Raw genomic sequence first — 14,650 nt, forward strand, 5'->3', positions numbered from 1 at the left:
ATTGCCAGCAAGCCAGGCCACCTACAACATCCGGGTCTCCCAAACAGGCCTTTGACCTCGCGGCGGTTGTTTCAATTGGATCAAACACGGCATGGCGCTCGCGGTGATTCGCCATTTTTGGGGCGCTATTTTTTGGGCCTCACAGGCGGCTGAAAAACGTGGTGCTTCATCGTGCAACAGAACGCTGACTTGGGCCTGTTCGTTGGCCGGGTGCCAAATGGCCAGCAGTGTGGACTGGTGCGGTGTGGGCCCATCCCTGTTCACGGTCAAGGTGGTCAGCGCACCCTCAAACCCGATGTGCACCGTTTTGTCGCGGCTGGGAGCAGCTTGTGTGGGCAGAAAGGTTTCGAGGTCCTTCAATGCTGTCCAGGCGGCCTTGGGCAAGCCTGAGCGGCGGGTCAATCCGTAGCGGTGTTCCATCTCTTGCGGGTCGTCGCCATCGTCTTGCCAGTCGTACCACCAGTGCCCCAAATAGGGGTTGGCCGTGTGGGCAGTCTGGTGGGCCAAAGCCAGCGACAACAGCCGCAGTCGCAGCGCATAGGCCGCTTGCAAATGTTCACTGACGCCCGTTTGGTGATTGGCCCAGCCCATTTCAGAAACGAGGACCGATTTGCCACGGGTGAAGGGGTGTTGGGGGAGTTCTTTGTCGATGAACCATTGCAAGTCCCTGTGCCAGCTGTCGGGGGTGTCTTTGCCGCGCCCTTCCCCGTAGTTGTAGGTGTGCAGACTCAGGGCGTCGGCGTGCTTGAGCAGTCCCTGCGCCAGGGCTTTGTTCAACCAGCCGTTGAACTGGGCAGCGGGGGTCAGTGCCCCCACCACAAGGCACAGATCAGGGTCCAAGGCACGCAATGCGGGGGCAACTTTTTGGATGAGCTGCAGGTACGAGTCCGGGTCGCCAGCGGGGGCTCCGCCTGTGTCGGCATCCCATTCGTTCCAGATTTCGAAATGGCGCACCCGGCCTTGAAAGTGCTTGGCGACATGAACGGCATAACGCCGAAAGCCTTCCAGCGCCTGCGCACTGCGGGGTTTGCCGCCTTGGTCGTGAGCGGGGTGCCCGTATCCCAGCACCAGCATGGGGGTGATGTGGTGGCGCAGCGCTTCATCAACCAAGGCGTCGATGCGTTGTGGGATCTGGAATGAACCGTCGGCACGCTGAACTTGGTCCCAGAAAACTTCGTCCCGGATGGTGTTCACGCCGACCTGTTGTTTGGGCGCGAATGGCCCCAGGGGCCGATTGGCAAAGCCGTAATGGGTGACCACGCCTTGCCAGTGTGATGGCCCTGTGGTCGGTGCGCAGTGGTGCGCTGCCGCCCCCCAGGCCGAGGTGCAAAAGGCCGTCAAAGCCAGCAAGGCATGCTGCAGGCTTTGACAAATAAACATGTGCATCTTGTTCATTCAACGCTCGCCAGCTGTGCAGCGGGGCATCACCCGCCCGAGGGCCAGGCCATGACCTCGCGCAGCCCCACCCCAAAACTCTGAAAGCCTTGCGCGGCCCAACGGGCGCTGCTGTCAAGGCAGTCGTGCTGGTGGCCGTGCACCGTCATGCGCACGCCCATGCGGCGGGCCAGGTCGTCCAGCGCTTTGAATCCGTGTTCGTGGTAGCCCGGTGCTTCGTGGGTGATGAGGACGTCGGCTTGTTGTGCGGCCAGTTGTTCCACCTCGTCGGGGTAGATGCTGGACCAGTGCTTGAGGTGCACGCTGCCTTGCCAGCGGTCTTGTCGCGGGGTGACACGAGCGTGGTCTTCGCGGTTGCGAAACTTGGGCGCTTGCTGGTCTTTGGGGTACCACACCGCGCCGCGAAACACGCCGCCCAGCCCGGCAATGCGGGTGCCGCAGGGCAGGGTGACGACGCGGCCGTGCAGCTGCCGCTCGCTCACCTCGCTGTGCCAGACGTTGGCAAAGTGGTCCGCATGGTCGGTGTCGTGGTTGCCGTGGATGAACCACACGCGCTCCCAAATCGCTTGCAGCTCAAGGTGCAGCGGACGTGCCGGTTCCAGATCACCCAACAAGATGACGGCGCGGGCGCGGGTTTGCAGCGCGGCATCGATGATGTGCTGCCACTGGCCGTGCGGGTCGCCGCAAAAGAGGAGGGGGCCGGGGTGCATAGGGGCGTCTGTGTGATGTGGCGGTGGTGGATCCCCGTAAATCGTACATGACGTGTTGGATTGACGGGCTTGCTGCGAGTTGACTGCCGGGGCATGCAATGTGGGTGTTTACCAGGTAATACCAATGGCTATACTGGCATCCACAGGAGTCATCACATGCCCACCTTTTCTGTCAAATTGGATGAACAGGCCCGTGCCAAGGTGCTGCTGGCCGCAAGCCAGCGTGGGGTCACGCCGCACGCGTTCATGGTGCAGGCCATCGAGTCGGCGGTTACCCGCTCGAACGAAGATGACGCCTGGGTGGCCAAGGCCTTGCAGGCCAGGCAAAACTTGCTGCAAACCGGCTTGGGTGTGGATGGGCAGGCCATGGCGGCTTACCTCAAGGACAAGGTGCGCGGCATCGAGAGTCAACGCCCGCCCGTGCAGGGCCTGGAGCAATTGCTGGCCCCGCGTTCATGACGCGTCTGGTGCACACGCCCGAGGCCGCTCAGGACCTCGAAGAGCTGGTGGATTTTTTGCGGATCAACCGGCCTGAATACGCGGTTGAAACGGTGGACTTGGTGTTGGACGCTTTGTCTGTGTTGGAGCGTCACCCACTCATGGGCCGCCCTGTGGCCCACGGCATGCGTGAGTTGGTGATTTCAAGGGGGCGTTCGGGCTATTTGGCTTTGTATGTTTTTGACCCAGCTGCTGATGTCGTGTTCGTGTTGGCCTTGCGGCATCAGCGAGAGCAGGACTACCACTGACCTGCTGATCCGCGTCCAGTCATGTCGGGGCTGAAGCCGCCGACCTACGGGGAGGGTGCTTCTTCGGGGCAGAGGTATTTTGTAGGTCGGAGCTTCAGCTCCGACGATGCTGGCTTTGGCGCGTGCAGTCATGTCGGGGCTGAAGCCGCCGACCTACGGGGAGGGTGCTTCTTCGGGGCAGAGGTATTTTGTAGGTCGGAGCTTCAGCTCCGACGATGCTGGCTTTGGCGCGTGCAGTCATGTCGGAGCTGAAGCCGCCGACCTACGGGGAGGGCGCTTCTTCGGGGCAGAGGTATTTTGTAGGTCGGAGCTTCAGCTCCGACGATGCTGGCTTTGGCGCGTGCAGTCATGTCGGGGCTGAAGCCGCCGACTTACGGGGAGGGTGCCTCTTCGGGGCAGAGGTATTTTGTAGGTCGGAGCTTCAGCTCCGACGATACTGGCTTTGGCGCGTGCAGTCATGTCGGGGCTGAAGCCGCCGACCTACGGGGAGGGTGCCTCTTCGGGGCAGAGGTATTTTGTAGGTCGGAGCTTCAGCTCCGACGATGCTGGCTTTGGCGGCGGGTGCATTTTGGGGCTGAAGCCGCCGACATCGGACTTTGAAGATGGACGATCTCACATCGCCGGGTAGTCGATGTACCCCTCTGGCCCCGGCACATAAAAGGTGCTGGAGTGGGCTTTGGCCAGTGGGGCGTTGGCTATGAGGCGTTGAACCAGGTCGGGGTTGGAGATGTAGGCGCGGCCAAAGGCCACGGCGTCGGCACGGCCCGATGCGATGGCGTCGATGGCCATGTCGCGGGTGTAACCGTTGTTGGCGATGTACGCACCTTTGAAGGTTTGACGTGCCCAGGCAAAGTCAAAGCCGGTCAGGTCGCGCGGCCCACCGGTGGAGCCCTCGACAAAGTGGATGAAGGCGATGCCGCGCTGACTGAGTGCTTCGACCAGAGGGCCAAACACCGCTTGGGGTTGGCTTTCAGCCGAGTCGTTGGCGGGCGACACAGGCGACAGGCGGATGCCGGTGCGGCCTGCGCCGATTTCGGCGGCCACGGCATCCACCACTTCCAGCGCAAAGCGGATGCGGTTTTCGGGTGATCCGCCATAGCCGTCGGTGCGCAAGTTGGTGGTTTCGCGCAAGAACTGGTCGATCAAATAGCCGTTGGCGCCATGGATTTCCACGCCGTCAAAACCGGCCCGCATGGCGTTGGCCGCGCCTTGACGGTATTGGTTGACCACTTCTTTGATTTCGTCCTCGGTCAAGGCGTGGGGCACGGGGGCCGGCACTTTGCCGTTGCGGCCATAGGCCAAGATTTTGGGGGGCACGGCCGACGGGGCCACGGGGTCCAGACCCCCTGTCAAGTCAGGGTGGCTGATGCGGCCCACATGCCAGATTTGCGCGACGATTTTGCCGCCCGCTGCGTGCACGGCCTGGGTGATGGGCTTCCAGCCTTCGACCTGTGCGTCCGAGTAAATGCCGGGCGTGGCCATATAGCCTTTGCCCCCGGGCGAGACCTGTGTGCCTTCGCTGATGATCAGGCCTGCGTTGCTGCGCTGGCGGTAGTACTCGATGTTCATGGCGCTGCCGGGGATGTCGCCAGCGGGCTCGTCAGCGCGGCAGCGGGTCAGCGGGGCCATGACCACGCGGTTGGCCATCTCGATGTCGCCGATGCGGATGGATTGGAAGAGTTGGGCCAGGGTGTCGGTCATGTGTGCTTGTCCTGAAGGGGGCAGAGTAAAAGGCAAAAGCTGATTTTGCCTGTGTATGCCATCTCTTGAGTTTTGTAGGAGCGACGCCCCCGTCGCGATCACCCCCGCAGACCACCACCCATCGCCCCGGGGGCGGGGCTCCCACAAGAACCGCCAATTGTCCAAACCTCGCCCGCACATGCGCCCACCCCTTGTAGGAGCGACGCCCCCGTCGCGATCACCCCCCGCAGACCACCACCCATCGCCCCGGGGGCGGGGCTCCCACAAGAACCGCCAATTGTCCAAACCTCGCCCGCACATGCGCCCACCCCTTGTAGGAGCGACGCCCCCGTCGCGATCACCCCCGCAGACCACCACCCATCGCCCCGGGGGCGGGGCTCCCACAAGAGCTGTCAATTGTCCAAACCTCGCCCGCACATACGCCCATTTCACGGGCTTGGATGGACGGGCATTGATAATGAATTCCCCATTTCACCAGGACAGAGCCACGTGAGCACCATCGCCGTCATCGACTTTGAGACCAACGGAATTTCGCCCAACATGGGTGACCGCGCCACCGAGGTGGCGATTGTCTTGCTGGAAAACGGCCAAGTGGTGGACCGCTACCAAAGCCTGATGAATGCCGGGGTGCGGGTGAACAGTTTCATCACCCAGCTCACGGGCATCACCAACGAGATGGTGCAGGCCGCGCCCCCGGCCGAGCAGGTGATGTGCGAGGCGGCCCGCTTTGTGGGCGGGCGGCCCATGGTGGCGCACAACGCGGCGTTTGACAAAAAGTTTTGGCAGGCCGAGCTGGCGCGTTGTGGAGAAGACGGCTCTCACCCTTTTGCTTGCACCGTGCTGTTGTCGCGCCGCCTGTACCCGCATGCGCCCAACCACAAGCTGGGCACGCTGGCCGCGATGCACCATTTGCCCGCGTCAGGCCGGGCCCACCGGGCGCTGGCCGATGCCGAGATGGCTGCGCATTTGCTGGCCCAGATGCAGCAGGACCTGAAAAACCGCTACGGCTGCCCCCAAACCGACCACGCTTTGCTGATGGGTCTGCAGCGCATCAGCCGCCATCAGGTGGGGCCGTATTTGAAGCAGCGGGCGCAGGGTTGATGGCGTCGCAGGCTGAGCTGGACCGCGCCGACTTCAAAGCCACGCGGGGATGAGGCGAACGCTTGGCCACGGCCCAGTGGTGGGGTGGCCTGTGCTCCAGGCGACTGTGACCCTCGTTCTGGGCTGAACTGTCAGGGTTTTCCCTTTTATGCATGTGGGTATCGGGTGACATACTGATTCGAGCAGCAACAACAACACAGTGGCTGCCACGAATTCATTCAACCCATTCAGGAGACTCTCAAGATGTTGAAGACGAACAAACGTGCATTGCTCAAGGCCATTGGTGCGACAGCCATGGTGGCGGGCCTTTCTGTTGCCCCGGCTTGGGCGCAGGCACCCATCGTGCTCAAAATGGCACACGTCTACAACCCTGGAAACATCTGGTTTGAGACCGCCGAGGCGTATGCCAAAGCGGTTGAGACACGCTCGGGTGGCAAGGTGAAAATCCAGATCGCGGCCAGCGGCTCGACCGGCGATTGGCCCGCTTCCATCGAGGGCCTGAAGATCGGCACCAACGACATCGTGCTGCAGTCCATCGGCACACTGGACCGCTACAACCCACTGCCCGGTTTGGAGGCTTATCCTTATTTGATCCGCGACCTGGATCACTTCAAAAAGGTCTACTTTGGCCCGGTGGGTGCCGAGTTCATTGAAGAGGTGGCCAAGAAGAGCTCCTTCCGCATCATCGGCGCGGGTTATCGCGGCGCACGCTGGCTGACTTCCAACAAGCCGGTCAAGAACGTCAACGACATCAAGGGCCTGAAGCTGCGCGTGCCGCCACTGAAGATGTACCGCATGACCTGGGACATGCTGGGTGCGAGCCCTGTCCCCATGGGCGCGGCCGAGCTGTTCACTTCGATGCAGCAGGGCGTGGTCGACGGCCAAGAGAATCCCTTGGAATTCATTGACAACTTCAAGTTCAACGAAGTCCAGAAATACGCGATCGACACCCGGCACATCATTGGCGCGATGACCTGGATCTATTCGGATGCCCGCTTCAAGCGCTTGCCCGCCGATGTGCAGACCCTGCTCAAGGAAGAGGGCGACAAGGTGATGCTGGAGGCCAGCGACAAGATGGCCAAGATGGAAAGTGGCTTGCGCGACAAGCTCTCCAAGGCGGGCATGCAGTTCAATGACATCGACCGCGAGGCGATCCGCAGTCGACTCGGTGGCATTGCCAAGGAGTTCCCTGACCTGGCCCCTTGGGCTGCCAAGTTTGCGGCAGTCAAGTAATGCAGTCAGTCGGTGAGGCCGTTGGGGGGCGGCCACCCAACGCCGCGATCGCTTGGGCGATGCGCATCGAGCGCACGCTTGACGTGATCCTGGGCCTGATGCTGCTGGCGGTCGCGCTGATCTTGTTCTACCAAGTGTTTGGTCGCTACGTGATCGGCCGCGCACCCGCCTGGACGGAGGAGATCTCGCGCATGTTGGTCGCCTGGATCGCCATGCTGGGCACAGGCGCCTGCCTGCGCACCGGTGGCCATGTGGCGGTGGGGGCGCTGGTCAACGCGGTGCCGCCGCGCGTGAGGGGGGTGTTGCTCGCCTTGCGTGACGTGGTGGTGATGGCCACCGCAGGTGTGTTGGGCTGGGCGGGCGTGCGGTTTGCCATGCTCAATGCCGATCAAGAGTCTGCGGCGATGGAGATCCCCATGGCGATCCCGTATTCCGCCATGGCCGTGGGTGCGGTGTTGTTGGCGCTGGTTTTGGCGCTCGCGCGGCTGGGTGGTCAAACGCCCGCTGTCGATTCGATCTTGCCCGTGGAGTGATGCCCAGATGACGATGCTTGGTGTGCTGTTGCTGTCCTTGACAGTGCTGTTGCTTTTGGCGGTGCCAGTCGCGTTTGCGCTGGTGCTGTCGGCAACGATCGCGGTGGTGTTTGTCGGTGACATTGATCTGATGATCGTGCCCCAACAGGTGTACCAGGGGCTGGACAGCTTTTTGCTGCTGGCCATTCCGCTGTTCTTGCTGGCGGGTGAACTCATGTCGCAGGGCGGCATGACGGACAGGCTGCTGGGTTTTTGCAATGCGGTGTTTGGCCGTTTTCGGGGCGGGCTGGCCATGACCAACGTGGCGTCGGCCACCTTGATGTCGGGCATTTCGGGCTCGGCCATTGCCGACACTTCGGCGCTGGGCAAGGTGCTGATTCCGGCCATGATCAAGGCCGGTTATGGGCGGGGGTTTTCTGCTGCGCTGACGGCGGCGGCCAACGTGGTGGGGCCGATCATTCCGCCATCGATCACGTTTTTGATGATCAGCGTGCTGACCAATTTGTCGCCGCTCAAGCTCTTTATGGCGGCGGTGATTCCGGGCGTGCTGTATGCCAGCGCGATCATGTTGGTGGCGGTGGTGATCAGCCGACGCCGTGGCTACCCTGCGGCCGAGGCGGTGAACTTGCCCGGGATCTTGCGTGAATTCAAGCTGGCCTTTTGGGCGTTGGCAATGCCGGTCTTTTTGATTGTGGGCATCCGCACAGGCATTTTCAACGTGACCGAGTCGTCGGCGGTGGCGGTGGTGTACGCGCTGATGGTGGGCCTTTTCATTCACCGCGAACTGAATTGGCGCAAGATTTGGCTGGCGCTGGTGAGCTCGGCACGCGGTACGGCGGTGATCATGATCATTTTGGGCGGTGCCCAAGTGGTGTCCTGGTTCTTGGCATATGAGCAAGCCCCCCAGCGCATCGCCGAGTGGATGCTCGGCTCCATCGGCAGCCCCATCGTGTTCCTGTTGCTGGTCAATGTGCTGCTGCTCTTGGTGGGCACTTTCATGGAAAACGGACCTTCTTTGGTGCTGCTGTGCCCGGTGCTGTACCCGGTGGCGGCCAAGTTCGGCATTGACCCGTACCATTTTTCGATGATCGTCGGCATCAATTTGCTGATCGGTTTGATCACGCCGCCGGTGGCCATCAGCCTGTCCATTGGCTCGCTGATTGCGGGGGCGCGTTCGGACGAGGTCAATCGGGAAGTGCTGCCATTCCTTGCTGCTGCCATCGGGGTGGTGCTCTTGATCACCTTTGTGCCTGCGGTTTCCTTGTGGCTGCCCTCGGTGATCGGTGGGCGCTAGAGAAAGCCTCGCTGGCGGTTTATTTTCCAAGGCGCTTGAACATGACTCGACGATTTGATGGCCGTGTGGCTGTGGTGTGTGGTGCTGGCTCGGTGGGGCCCGGTTGGGGCAATGGCAAGGCGGCGGCGGTGCAATACGCGCGTGACGGTGCAACGATTGCGGCCATCGACATTGAGCTGGACGCTGCGCAGGCCACGGTGGACTTGATCCGCGCAGAAGGCGGCACGGCGGTGGCCTGGCGCTGCGATGTGACAAAGCGCGATGAGGTGAACGCCGTCATGGCCGAGATCGTGGCGCATTTCGGGCGCATTGACGTGTTGCACAACAACGTGGGTTTGCCGGCCATGGGCACCATGGAAACCCTGAATGAGGGGGAGTGGGACCACGCGATGGATGTGAACCTCAAGAGTGTCTTTCTGACCTGCCAGGCGGTCTTGCCCGTCATGGTGCGGCAAGGCAAGGGCGCGATTGTCAACATCTCATCGCTGGCCGCGATCCGCTACACCGGTTACCCCTATCCCGCTTATTACGCCAGCAAGGCGGCGGTGAACCACCTGACTGCGTCGATGGCGCTCGAATACGCACGCAAAGGCATTCGGGTCAACGCCATCATGCCCGGCATGATGGACACGCCCCACATCTACAAAGCCATTGCAGGCCAGTACGCCTCGCACGAAGAGATGGTGGAAAAGCGCAATGCCATGTGCCCCACCGGCCGCATGGGCACAGGCTGGGACATTGCCAAGGCCGCCGCGTTTTTGGCGTCCGACGAAGCCGAGTACATCACCGGCCAATGCCTGGCGGTGGACGGCGGGTTTTCGATTCGGGCTTGAACTTGGGCGTATTTTTAAGTGGCATTCAAAGTCGCAAAAATTGCCGCATGATTTGGTGAATATCCTTGCATGACATAGACTTGCTTGCTATGTCAAAGTCGCAAAAATTTCAGCTGTATGACCATCCGGCCCAGATGGAGCCCTTGCTGCCTGCTGAGCACCGCATGGGTCCTCTGCTGGAGCGTTCGCATGATCTGATTCGCAAGGCAGACCGTTTGTCGGGCTGGTGCCCGAGCGGAGCGCTGCCGGGGCTGCGCTCATCGTTGCGGGCCATGAACTCGTATTACTCCAACAAGATCGAGGGTCAGCACACTTTGCCGCTGGAGATCGAGCAAGCCCTGCGCAACGATTACGCCCAAGACGCCGACAAGGCCCGCCGCCAACGCATGGCGCTGGCCCACATGGCGACCGAGTCGCAATTGGAGGCGTTGTGGCCTGCGTGGGACGGTGCCCAAGTCTGGTCGGTGCAGACCGTCTGCGACATCCACCAGGATTTGTTCGCCCGCTTGCCCGAAGCCGATCGCCAGCTTGAATCACCCGCTGGCCCGCAAACCTTGCAGCCCGGTGCACTGCGTGAACGCGAGGTGAGCGTGGGCCGCCATGCCGCCCCAGCCGCTGCAGTTTTGCCTGCGTTTTTGTCGCGTTGGACCAGTGTCTATTCGGGCGTCAGACGCGGCGAGCTTCAGCTGGTGGCCATGGCGGCGGCGCACCAGCGGCTGGCCTGGATTCACCCCTTTGCAGACGGCAACGGGCGTGTGGTGCGGCTGCACAGCCATTTGGTGTTGGGCCATATGGGCTTGACCAACGGTTTGTGGTCGCCGTTGCGAGGCTTTGCCCGCACACACGAGGCGTATTACGCCAACTTGGCAGCAGCCGATGAACCCCGGGCAGGCGATCTGGATGGCCGGGGCAATCTGACCGAGTCGGGTTTGATGCGCTGGATCGAGTACGTGCTGAGCGTGTGCGTCGACCAAGTCGACTTCATGTCGGGCTTGCTGTCGCTTGATGGCATGAAGGACCGCATGGCGGCGTGTTTGGCCTACGAGGAAAACGTGGTCAAGCAAGGCGTGCGCGCCGAGGCTTTGCGGGCGCTGCATTACTTGTTTGCGTCGCAGGCCGAGCTGGATCGGGCCGACTTCAAAGCCATGCTGGGTTTGGGCGAACGCTTGGCCACGGCGCAGGTGTCGGCTTTGCTCAAAAGGGGGTTGTTGGAAAGCGATTCGCCTCACGGCAAGCTGCGCCTGGGTGTGCCGCAGCACGCGCTGCGCTTTTATTTTCCAAGTTTGTGGCCCGAGGCCGAGGCGCAGGGCTGAAAGCGCCTCACATTCACCCCAAACCCAGCGGAAGCGCTGTTTTGTAGCGCACCTGCTTGAGCGCAAAGCTAGAGCGGATTTTTTCCACGCCCGGGATCGGTGAGAGCTGTTCCAGGATGAAGCGCTCCAGTGCCGCCATGTCGCGCACGGCCACGCGCAACAAATAGTCGCTGTCGCCGGTCATCAAATAGCACTCCATCACTTCGTCGTGCCGCGCGATGTGCGCTTCAAAGTCGGCCAGGGTTTCTTTGCTTTGGGTCTTCAGGCTGATCGAGATGAACACCGTCAGGCCCAGCCCCAGCGCCGCCGCGCTGGCCAGCGCCACGTAGCGCTGGATCACGCCGCCCGACTCCAGCGCCTTGACGCGGGCCAGGCACGGAGAGGGCGACAGGCCAATGCGTTTGGCCAACGTCACGTTAGACAGCGAACCGTCGCGTTGCAGCTCGTCCAGTATCTTTAAATCCACGTTGTCCAGAATCATGTGCTGAATTCCTTTTTATTTCGGCATATTGTGCTTTAAATATGGTTTGACATCATCCAAATACGCAGCACATGCGCCGTGCTGCCCGGTACAGTCAAGCCCATGAATGCACCTTTCGAACCCCATTTGCACGCGATGCTGTCCTCCCATGACATCGACCCCGAAGAAACCGCCGAGTGGCGCGAGGCTTTGCTGGCCCTGATCGGCACCCAAGGCCCCGAGCGTGCGCGGCAGATTTTGGACGAGCTGGCCGTCGTGGCGCGGCAGCAGCGCACGGGCTGGCAGCCCGAGCTGAACACGCCCTACATGAACACCATCGCGGTCGATGACCAGCCCGTGTTCCCCGGCGACTTGGCCACCGAAGAGCGGCTGGTGGCCATCATGCGTTGGAACGCGCTGGCCATGGTGGTGCGGGCCAACCAGGCCTATGGCGAGCTGGGCGGGCACATCGCCAGTTACGCCAGCGTGGCCGATTTGTTCGAAACCGGGTTTCACCATTTCTTTCATGCCCGCACTGAGCAACACAAAGGCGACTTGGTGTTCTTCCAGCCGCACAGCGCCCCCGGCGTGTACGCCCGCGCTTTTCTGGAAGGGCGCTTGTCTGAGGCGGACCTGATGCATTACCGCCAAGAAATCACCGCACCGGACAGCGGTGCACGCGGTTTGTCGAGCTACCCGCACCCTTGGCTGATGCCTGACTTTTGGCAGTTCCCCACGGGCTCGATGGGCTTGGGGCCGATCAGCTCGATCTACCACGCACGCTTCATGCGTTACCTGACGCACCGCCAGCTGCAAGACTGCAGCGCCCGCAAGGTGTGGGGCGTCTTCGGCGACGGCGAGATGGACGAGCCCGAGAGCATGAGCGCCTTGACCTTGGCCGCCCGCGAAAAACTCGACAACTTGGTGTGGGTGGTCAACTGCAATTTGCAGCGCCTGGACGGCCCGGTGCGTGGCAATGGCCGCATCATCGACGAGCTGGAAAAGCTGTTTGCGGGTGCGGGCTGGAACGTGATCAAACTGGTCTGGGGCAGCGACTGGGACGGGCTGCTGGCCCGCGACACCTCGGGCGCTTTGCTGCGCGCTTTTGCCAACACGGTGGACGGCCAAATGCAGACCTTTGCCGCCAAAGACGGGCGCTTCAACCGCGACAACTTCTTTGGCCAAAACGAAGAACTGGCGCGCCTGGCGCAGGGCATGACCGACGAGCAGATTGACCGGCTCAAGCGCGGTGGGCACGACATCGTGAAAATCCACGCCGCTTATGCCGCAGCAGCCGCACACCGCGGCCAACCCACCGTGATCCTGGCGCACACCAAAAAAGGCTTTGGCATGGGCAGCGCGGGCCAAGGCAAGATGACCACGCACAGCCAAAAGAAGTTCGACGAGCAAGACCTGATCGACTACCGCAACCGTTTTGACTTGCCCCTGAGCGATGAGCAGGCCAAGGGCTTGGCGTTTTACAAACCCGCCGACGACAGCGCCGAGATGCGCTACCTGCGCGAACACCGTGCCCGCTTGGGTGGCAGCTTGCCCAAGCGCGAGACGGTGTGTGCCCGTTTGCCTGTGCCCGCTTTGAGCAGCTACGGGCAGTTTGCGCTGCAGGCCGACGGCAAGGAGATGAGCACCACCATGGCCTTTGTGCGCATGCTGGGCAACCTGCTCAAAGACAGCACCTTGGGCCCGCGCATCGTGCCCATCGTGGCCGACGAGGCACGCACGTTTGGCATGGCCAACCTCTTCAAACAGGTGGGCATTTACAGCAGCGTGGGCCAGCGCTATGCACCCGAAGACATCGGCTCGGTGCTGAGCTACCGCGAAGCCACAGACGGCCAGATTCTGGAAGAAGGCATCAGCGAAGCGGGTGCGATCGCCAGCTGGACAGCCGCGGCCACCAGCTACAGCGTGCACGGCTTGGCCATGCTGCCCTTTTATATTTATTACTCGATGTTCGGCTTCCAGCGCGTGGGCGACGCCATCTGGGCGGCGGCCGATCAGCGGGCGCGGGGCTTTTTGCTGGGCGCCACCTCAGGCCGCACCACCTTGGGCGGCGAGGGCCTGCAGCACCAAGACGGCAGCAGCCACCTGGTGGCGGCCACCATCCCCAACTGCAAGGCCTACGACCCGGCCTTTGCGGGCGAGCTGGCGGTGATTCTGGACGCGGGCATGCGCGAGATGGTCGAGCAGCAAGCCGACGTGTTTTATTACGTCACCCTGATGAACGAGAACTACGCCCAGCCCGACTTGCCTGCGGGCGTGGAGGCCGATGTGTTGCGCGGGGGCTACCGATTTGGCGTGTACGGCCCCAGCGATGCGGCCCAGCGCGTGACCTTGCTCGGCTCGGGCGCGATCTTGACCGAAGTGGTCAAAGCCGCCCAGCAACTGGCCGCGCAAGGCGTGGGCGTGGAGGTGCTGAGCATCACCAGCTGGAGCGAGCTGGCGCGAGACGGCATGGCGCTGGAGCGTCTGGCAGATGGGGCTCAGGCGGTGGGTGTGGGTCTTGGTTCTGCAGGTGCAGGTGCAGGTGTTGTCAGTGGCCCATGCAGCGGGCATTTGGCAACCCTGTTGTCGGCCACCCAAGGCCCCGTGATCGCCGCCACCGACTACGTGAAGGCCGTGCCCGAGAGCGTTCGCGCCTTCGTGCCCGAGGGCCGCCGCTACACCACGCTGGGCACCGACGGCTTCGGCCGCAGCGACACCCGCGCGGCACTGCGCCGCTTCTTCGCAGTGGATGCAAGCAGCATTGCGCAGGCGGCCTTGAGGGCGTTGGCGGGTTGAAATACCAAGGACAATCCCCACTCCCTGTAGGAGCGGCGCCCCCGCCGCGATGAAGCCTCACAGACCACGACCCATCGCCCCGAGGGCGGGGCTCCCACAAAATGCGGGGATCGCTCAACCATCGTCCCAATTAAACGCATCCCCACTCCCTGTAGGAGCGGCGCCCTCGCCGCGATGAAGCCTCGCAGACCACGACCCATCGCCCCGAGGGCGGGGCTCCTACAAAATGCCGACATCCCCTGTAGGAGCGACGCCCTCGTCGCGAAAAGCCTCGCACACCACGACCCATCGCCCCGAGGGCGGGGCTCCCAGTGCGCCCGTGAAGGCGCGTACACAGCATGGTGAGAGTCCATGTCGGGGTAAGCCAAGGCCCCGTAGTCGAAGGTAACTGCGTCGCTGCGAAGCGGGGTGGAGAGCAACCGGAGGCGAACTGGCGGTGCGCAGTAAAGCGAACTCGATTCGGCAGGGAGTGGCGGCGAGCTGGCTGGGAGAAGGCGAAGCCTGAAACACATCGCATGCGTTGTTTTGGTGGATA

The 14,650-nt window shown here is 62.4% G+C and carries 13 protein-coding genes; 9 read left to right on the forward strand and 4 right to left on the reverse strand.

Annotation, left to right across the window (positions count from 1 at the left end):
* Window positions 1-21: 21 nt before the first annotated feature.
* Complete coding sequence (locus AMM41_RS20075; RefSeq protein ID WP_194944900.1) at window positions 22-1,380, reverse strand: cellulase family glycosylhydrolase; 1,359 nt, start codon at window positions 1,378-1,380, stop codon at window positions 22-24.
* A 44-nt stretch (window positions 1,381-1,424) separates the two neighbouring features.
* A complete protein-coding gene (locus AMM41_RS20080; protein WP_089963519.1) occupies window positions 1,425-2,105 on the reverse strand; it encodes a metallophosphoesterase family protein in 681 nt (226 codons plus the stop codon).
* Between the two features lie 156 nt (window positions 2,106-2,261).
* Between AMM41_RS20080 and AMM41_RS20085 the strand changes: the two genes are divergently transcribed.
* Together AMM41_RS20085 and AMM41_RS20090 are read left to right on the forward strand one after the other, a co-directional pair.
* Window positions 2,262-2,564 (forward strand): ribbon-helix-helix domain-containing protein, encoded by a 303-nt coding sequence (locus tag AMM41_RS20085; RefSeq protein WP_089963521.1) that lies wholly within the window; start codon window positions 2,262-2,264, stop codon window positions 2,562-2,564.
* On the forward strand, window positions 2,561-2,851 hold the full coding sequence (locus AMM41_RS20090) for a type II toxin-antitoxin system RelE/ParE family toxin (RefSeq protein ID WP_089963523.1): 291 nt from the start codon (window positions 2,561-2,563) through the stop codon (window positions 2,849-2,851). Before AMM41_RS20085 ends, AMM41_RS20090 begins: the two co-directional genes overlap by 4 nt.
* A 612-nt stretch (window positions 2,852-3,463) precedes the next feature.
* Here AMM41_RS20090 and AMM41_RS20100 read toward each other — a convergent pair.
* Window positions 3,464-4,552 (reverse strand): alkene reductase, encoded by a 1,089-nt coding sequence (locus tag AMM41_RS20100; RefSeq protein ID WP_089963527.1) that lies wholly within the window; start codon window positions 4,550-4,552, stop codon window positions 3,464-3,466.
* Between the two features lie 489 nt (window positions 4,553-5,041).
* On the opposite strand from AMM41_RS20100, the gene AMM41_RS20105 reads away from it, so the two are divergent.
* The 6 genes from AMM41_RS20105 to AMM41_RS20130 all read left to right on the forward strand — a co-directional run bounded on the left by AMM41_RS20105 (window position 5,042) and on the right by AMM41_RS20130 (window position 10,859).
* Window positions 5,042-5,653 carry a 3'-5' exonuclease gene (locus AMM41_RS20105; protein ID WP_194944901.1) on the forward strand — a complete coding sequence of 204 codons (612 nt, stop codon included), beginning with the start codon at window positions 5,042-5,044 and terminating at the stop codon, window positions 5,651-5,653.
* 243 nt (window positions 5,654-5,896) lie between these two features.
* Window positions 5,897-6,886 (forward strand): TRAP transporter substrate-binding protein, encoded by a 990-nt coding sequence (locus tag AMM41_RS20110; RefSeq protein WP_089963529.1) that lies wholly within the window; start codon window positions 5,897-5,899, stop codon window positions 6,884-6,886.
* Window positions 6,886-7,419: a TRAP transporter small permease gene (locus tag AMM41_RS20115; RefSeq protein ID WP_089963531.1), complete on the forward strand. Its 534-nt coding sequence runs from the start codon at window positions 6,886-6,888 to the stop codon at window positions 7,417-7,419. The genes AMM41_RS20110 and AMM41_RS20115 overlap by 1 nt, the downstream gene beginning before the upstream one ends.
* Window positions 7,420-7,426: 7 nt before the next feature.
* Complete coding sequence (locus tag AMM41_RS20120; protein WP_089963532.1) at window positions 7,427-8,713, forward strand: TRAP transporter large permease; 1,287 nt, start codon at window positions 7,427-7,429, stop codon at window positions 8,711-8,713.
* Between the two features lie 41 nt (window positions 8,714-8,754).
* On the forward strand, window positions 8,755-9,546 hold the full coding sequence (locus AMM41_RS20125; protein ID WP_089963534.1) for an SDR family NAD(P)-dependent oxidoreductase: 792 nt from the start codon (window positions 8,755-8,757) through the stop codon (window positions 9,544-9,546).
* An 89-nt stretch (window positions 9,547-9,635) separates the two neighbouring features.
* Window positions 9,636-10,859, forward strand: a complete 1,224-nt coding sequence (locus tag AMM41_RS20130; protein WP_089963536.1) for a Fic family protein — start codon at window positions 9,636-9,638, stop codon at window positions 10,857-10,859.
* A gap of 13 nt (window positions 10,860-10,872) precedes the next feature.
* Here AMM41_RS20130 and AMM41_RS20135 read toward each other — a convergent pair whose 3' ends face one another.
* A complete protein-coding gene (locus tag AMM41_RS20135) occupies window positions 10,873-11,340 on the reverse strand; it encodes an Lrp/AsnC family transcriptional regulator (protein WP_026039502.1) in 468 nt (155 codons plus the stop codon).
* 102 nt (window positions 11,341-11,442) lie between these two features.
* Between AMM41_RS20135 and mdeB the strand changes: the two genes are divergently transcribed.
* A complete protein-coding gene (gene mdeB / locus AMM41_RS20140) occupies window positions 11,443-14,115 on the forward strand; it encodes an alpha-ketoglutarate dehydrogenase (protein WP_089963542.1) in 2,673 nt (890 codons plus the stop codon).
* The last annotated feature ends 535 nt before the right edge of the window (window positions 14,116-14,650 follow it).

This window comes from Limnohabitans sp. 2KL-3 (assembly GCF_001269405.1).
Taxonomy (GTDB): Bacteria; Pseudomonadota; Gammaproteobacteria; order Burkholderiales; family Burkholderiaceae_C; genus Limnohabitans_A.

Excerpts from the sequence above, each read along its gene's own strand:
- AMM41_RS20075 (WP_194944900.1), bottom strand. The coding sequence starts at position 1,380 with ATGTTTATTTGTCAAAGCCTGCAGCATGCCTTGCTGGCTTTGACGGCC.
- AMM41_RS20080 (WP_089963519.1), bottom strand. The coding sequence starts at position 2,105 with ATGCACCCCGGCCCCCTCCTCTTTTGCGGCGACCCGCACGGCCAGTGG.
- AMM41_RS20085 (WP_089963521.1), top strand. The coding sequence starts at position 2,262 with ATGCCCACCTTTTCTGTCAAATTGGATGAACAGGCCCGTGCCAAGGTG.
- AMM41_RS20090 (WP_089963523.1), top strand. The coding sequence starts at position 2,561 with ATGACGCGTCTGGTGCACACGCCCGAGGCCGCTCAGGACCTCGAAGAG.
- AMM41_RS20100 (WP_089963527.1), bottom strand. The coding sequence starts at position 4,552 with ATGACCGACACCCTGGCCCAACTCTTCCAATCCATCCGCATCGGCGAC.
- AMM41_RS20110 (WP_089963529.1), top strand. The coding sequence starts at position 5,897 with ATGTTGAAGACGAACAAACGTGCATTGCTCAAGGCCATTGGTGCGACA.
- AMM41_RS20115 (WP_089963531.1), top strand. The coding sequence starts at position 6,886 with ATGCAGTCAGTCGGTGAGGCCGTTGGGGGGCGGCCACCCAACGCCGCG.
- AMM41_RS20120 (WP_089963532.1), top strand. The coding sequence starts at position 7,427 with ATGACGATGCTTGGTGTGCTGTTGCTGTCCTTGACAGTGCTGTTGCTT.
- AMM41_RS20125 (WP_089963534.1), top strand. The coding sequence starts at position 8,755 with ATGACTCGACGATTTGATGGCCGTGTGGCTGTGGTGTGTGGTGCTGGC.
- AMM41_RS20130 (WP_089963536.1), top strand. The coding sequence starts at position 9,636 with ATGTCAAAGTCGCAAAAATTTCAGCTGTATGACCATCCGGCCCAGATG.
- AMM41_RS20135 (WP_026039502.1), bottom strand. The coding sequence starts at position 11,340 with ATGATTCTGGACAACGTGGATTTAAAGATACTGGACGAGCTGCAACGC.
- mdeB (WP_089963542.1), top strand. The coding sequence starts at position 11,443 with ATGAATGCACCTTTCGAACCCCATTTGCACGCGATGCTGTCCTCCCAT.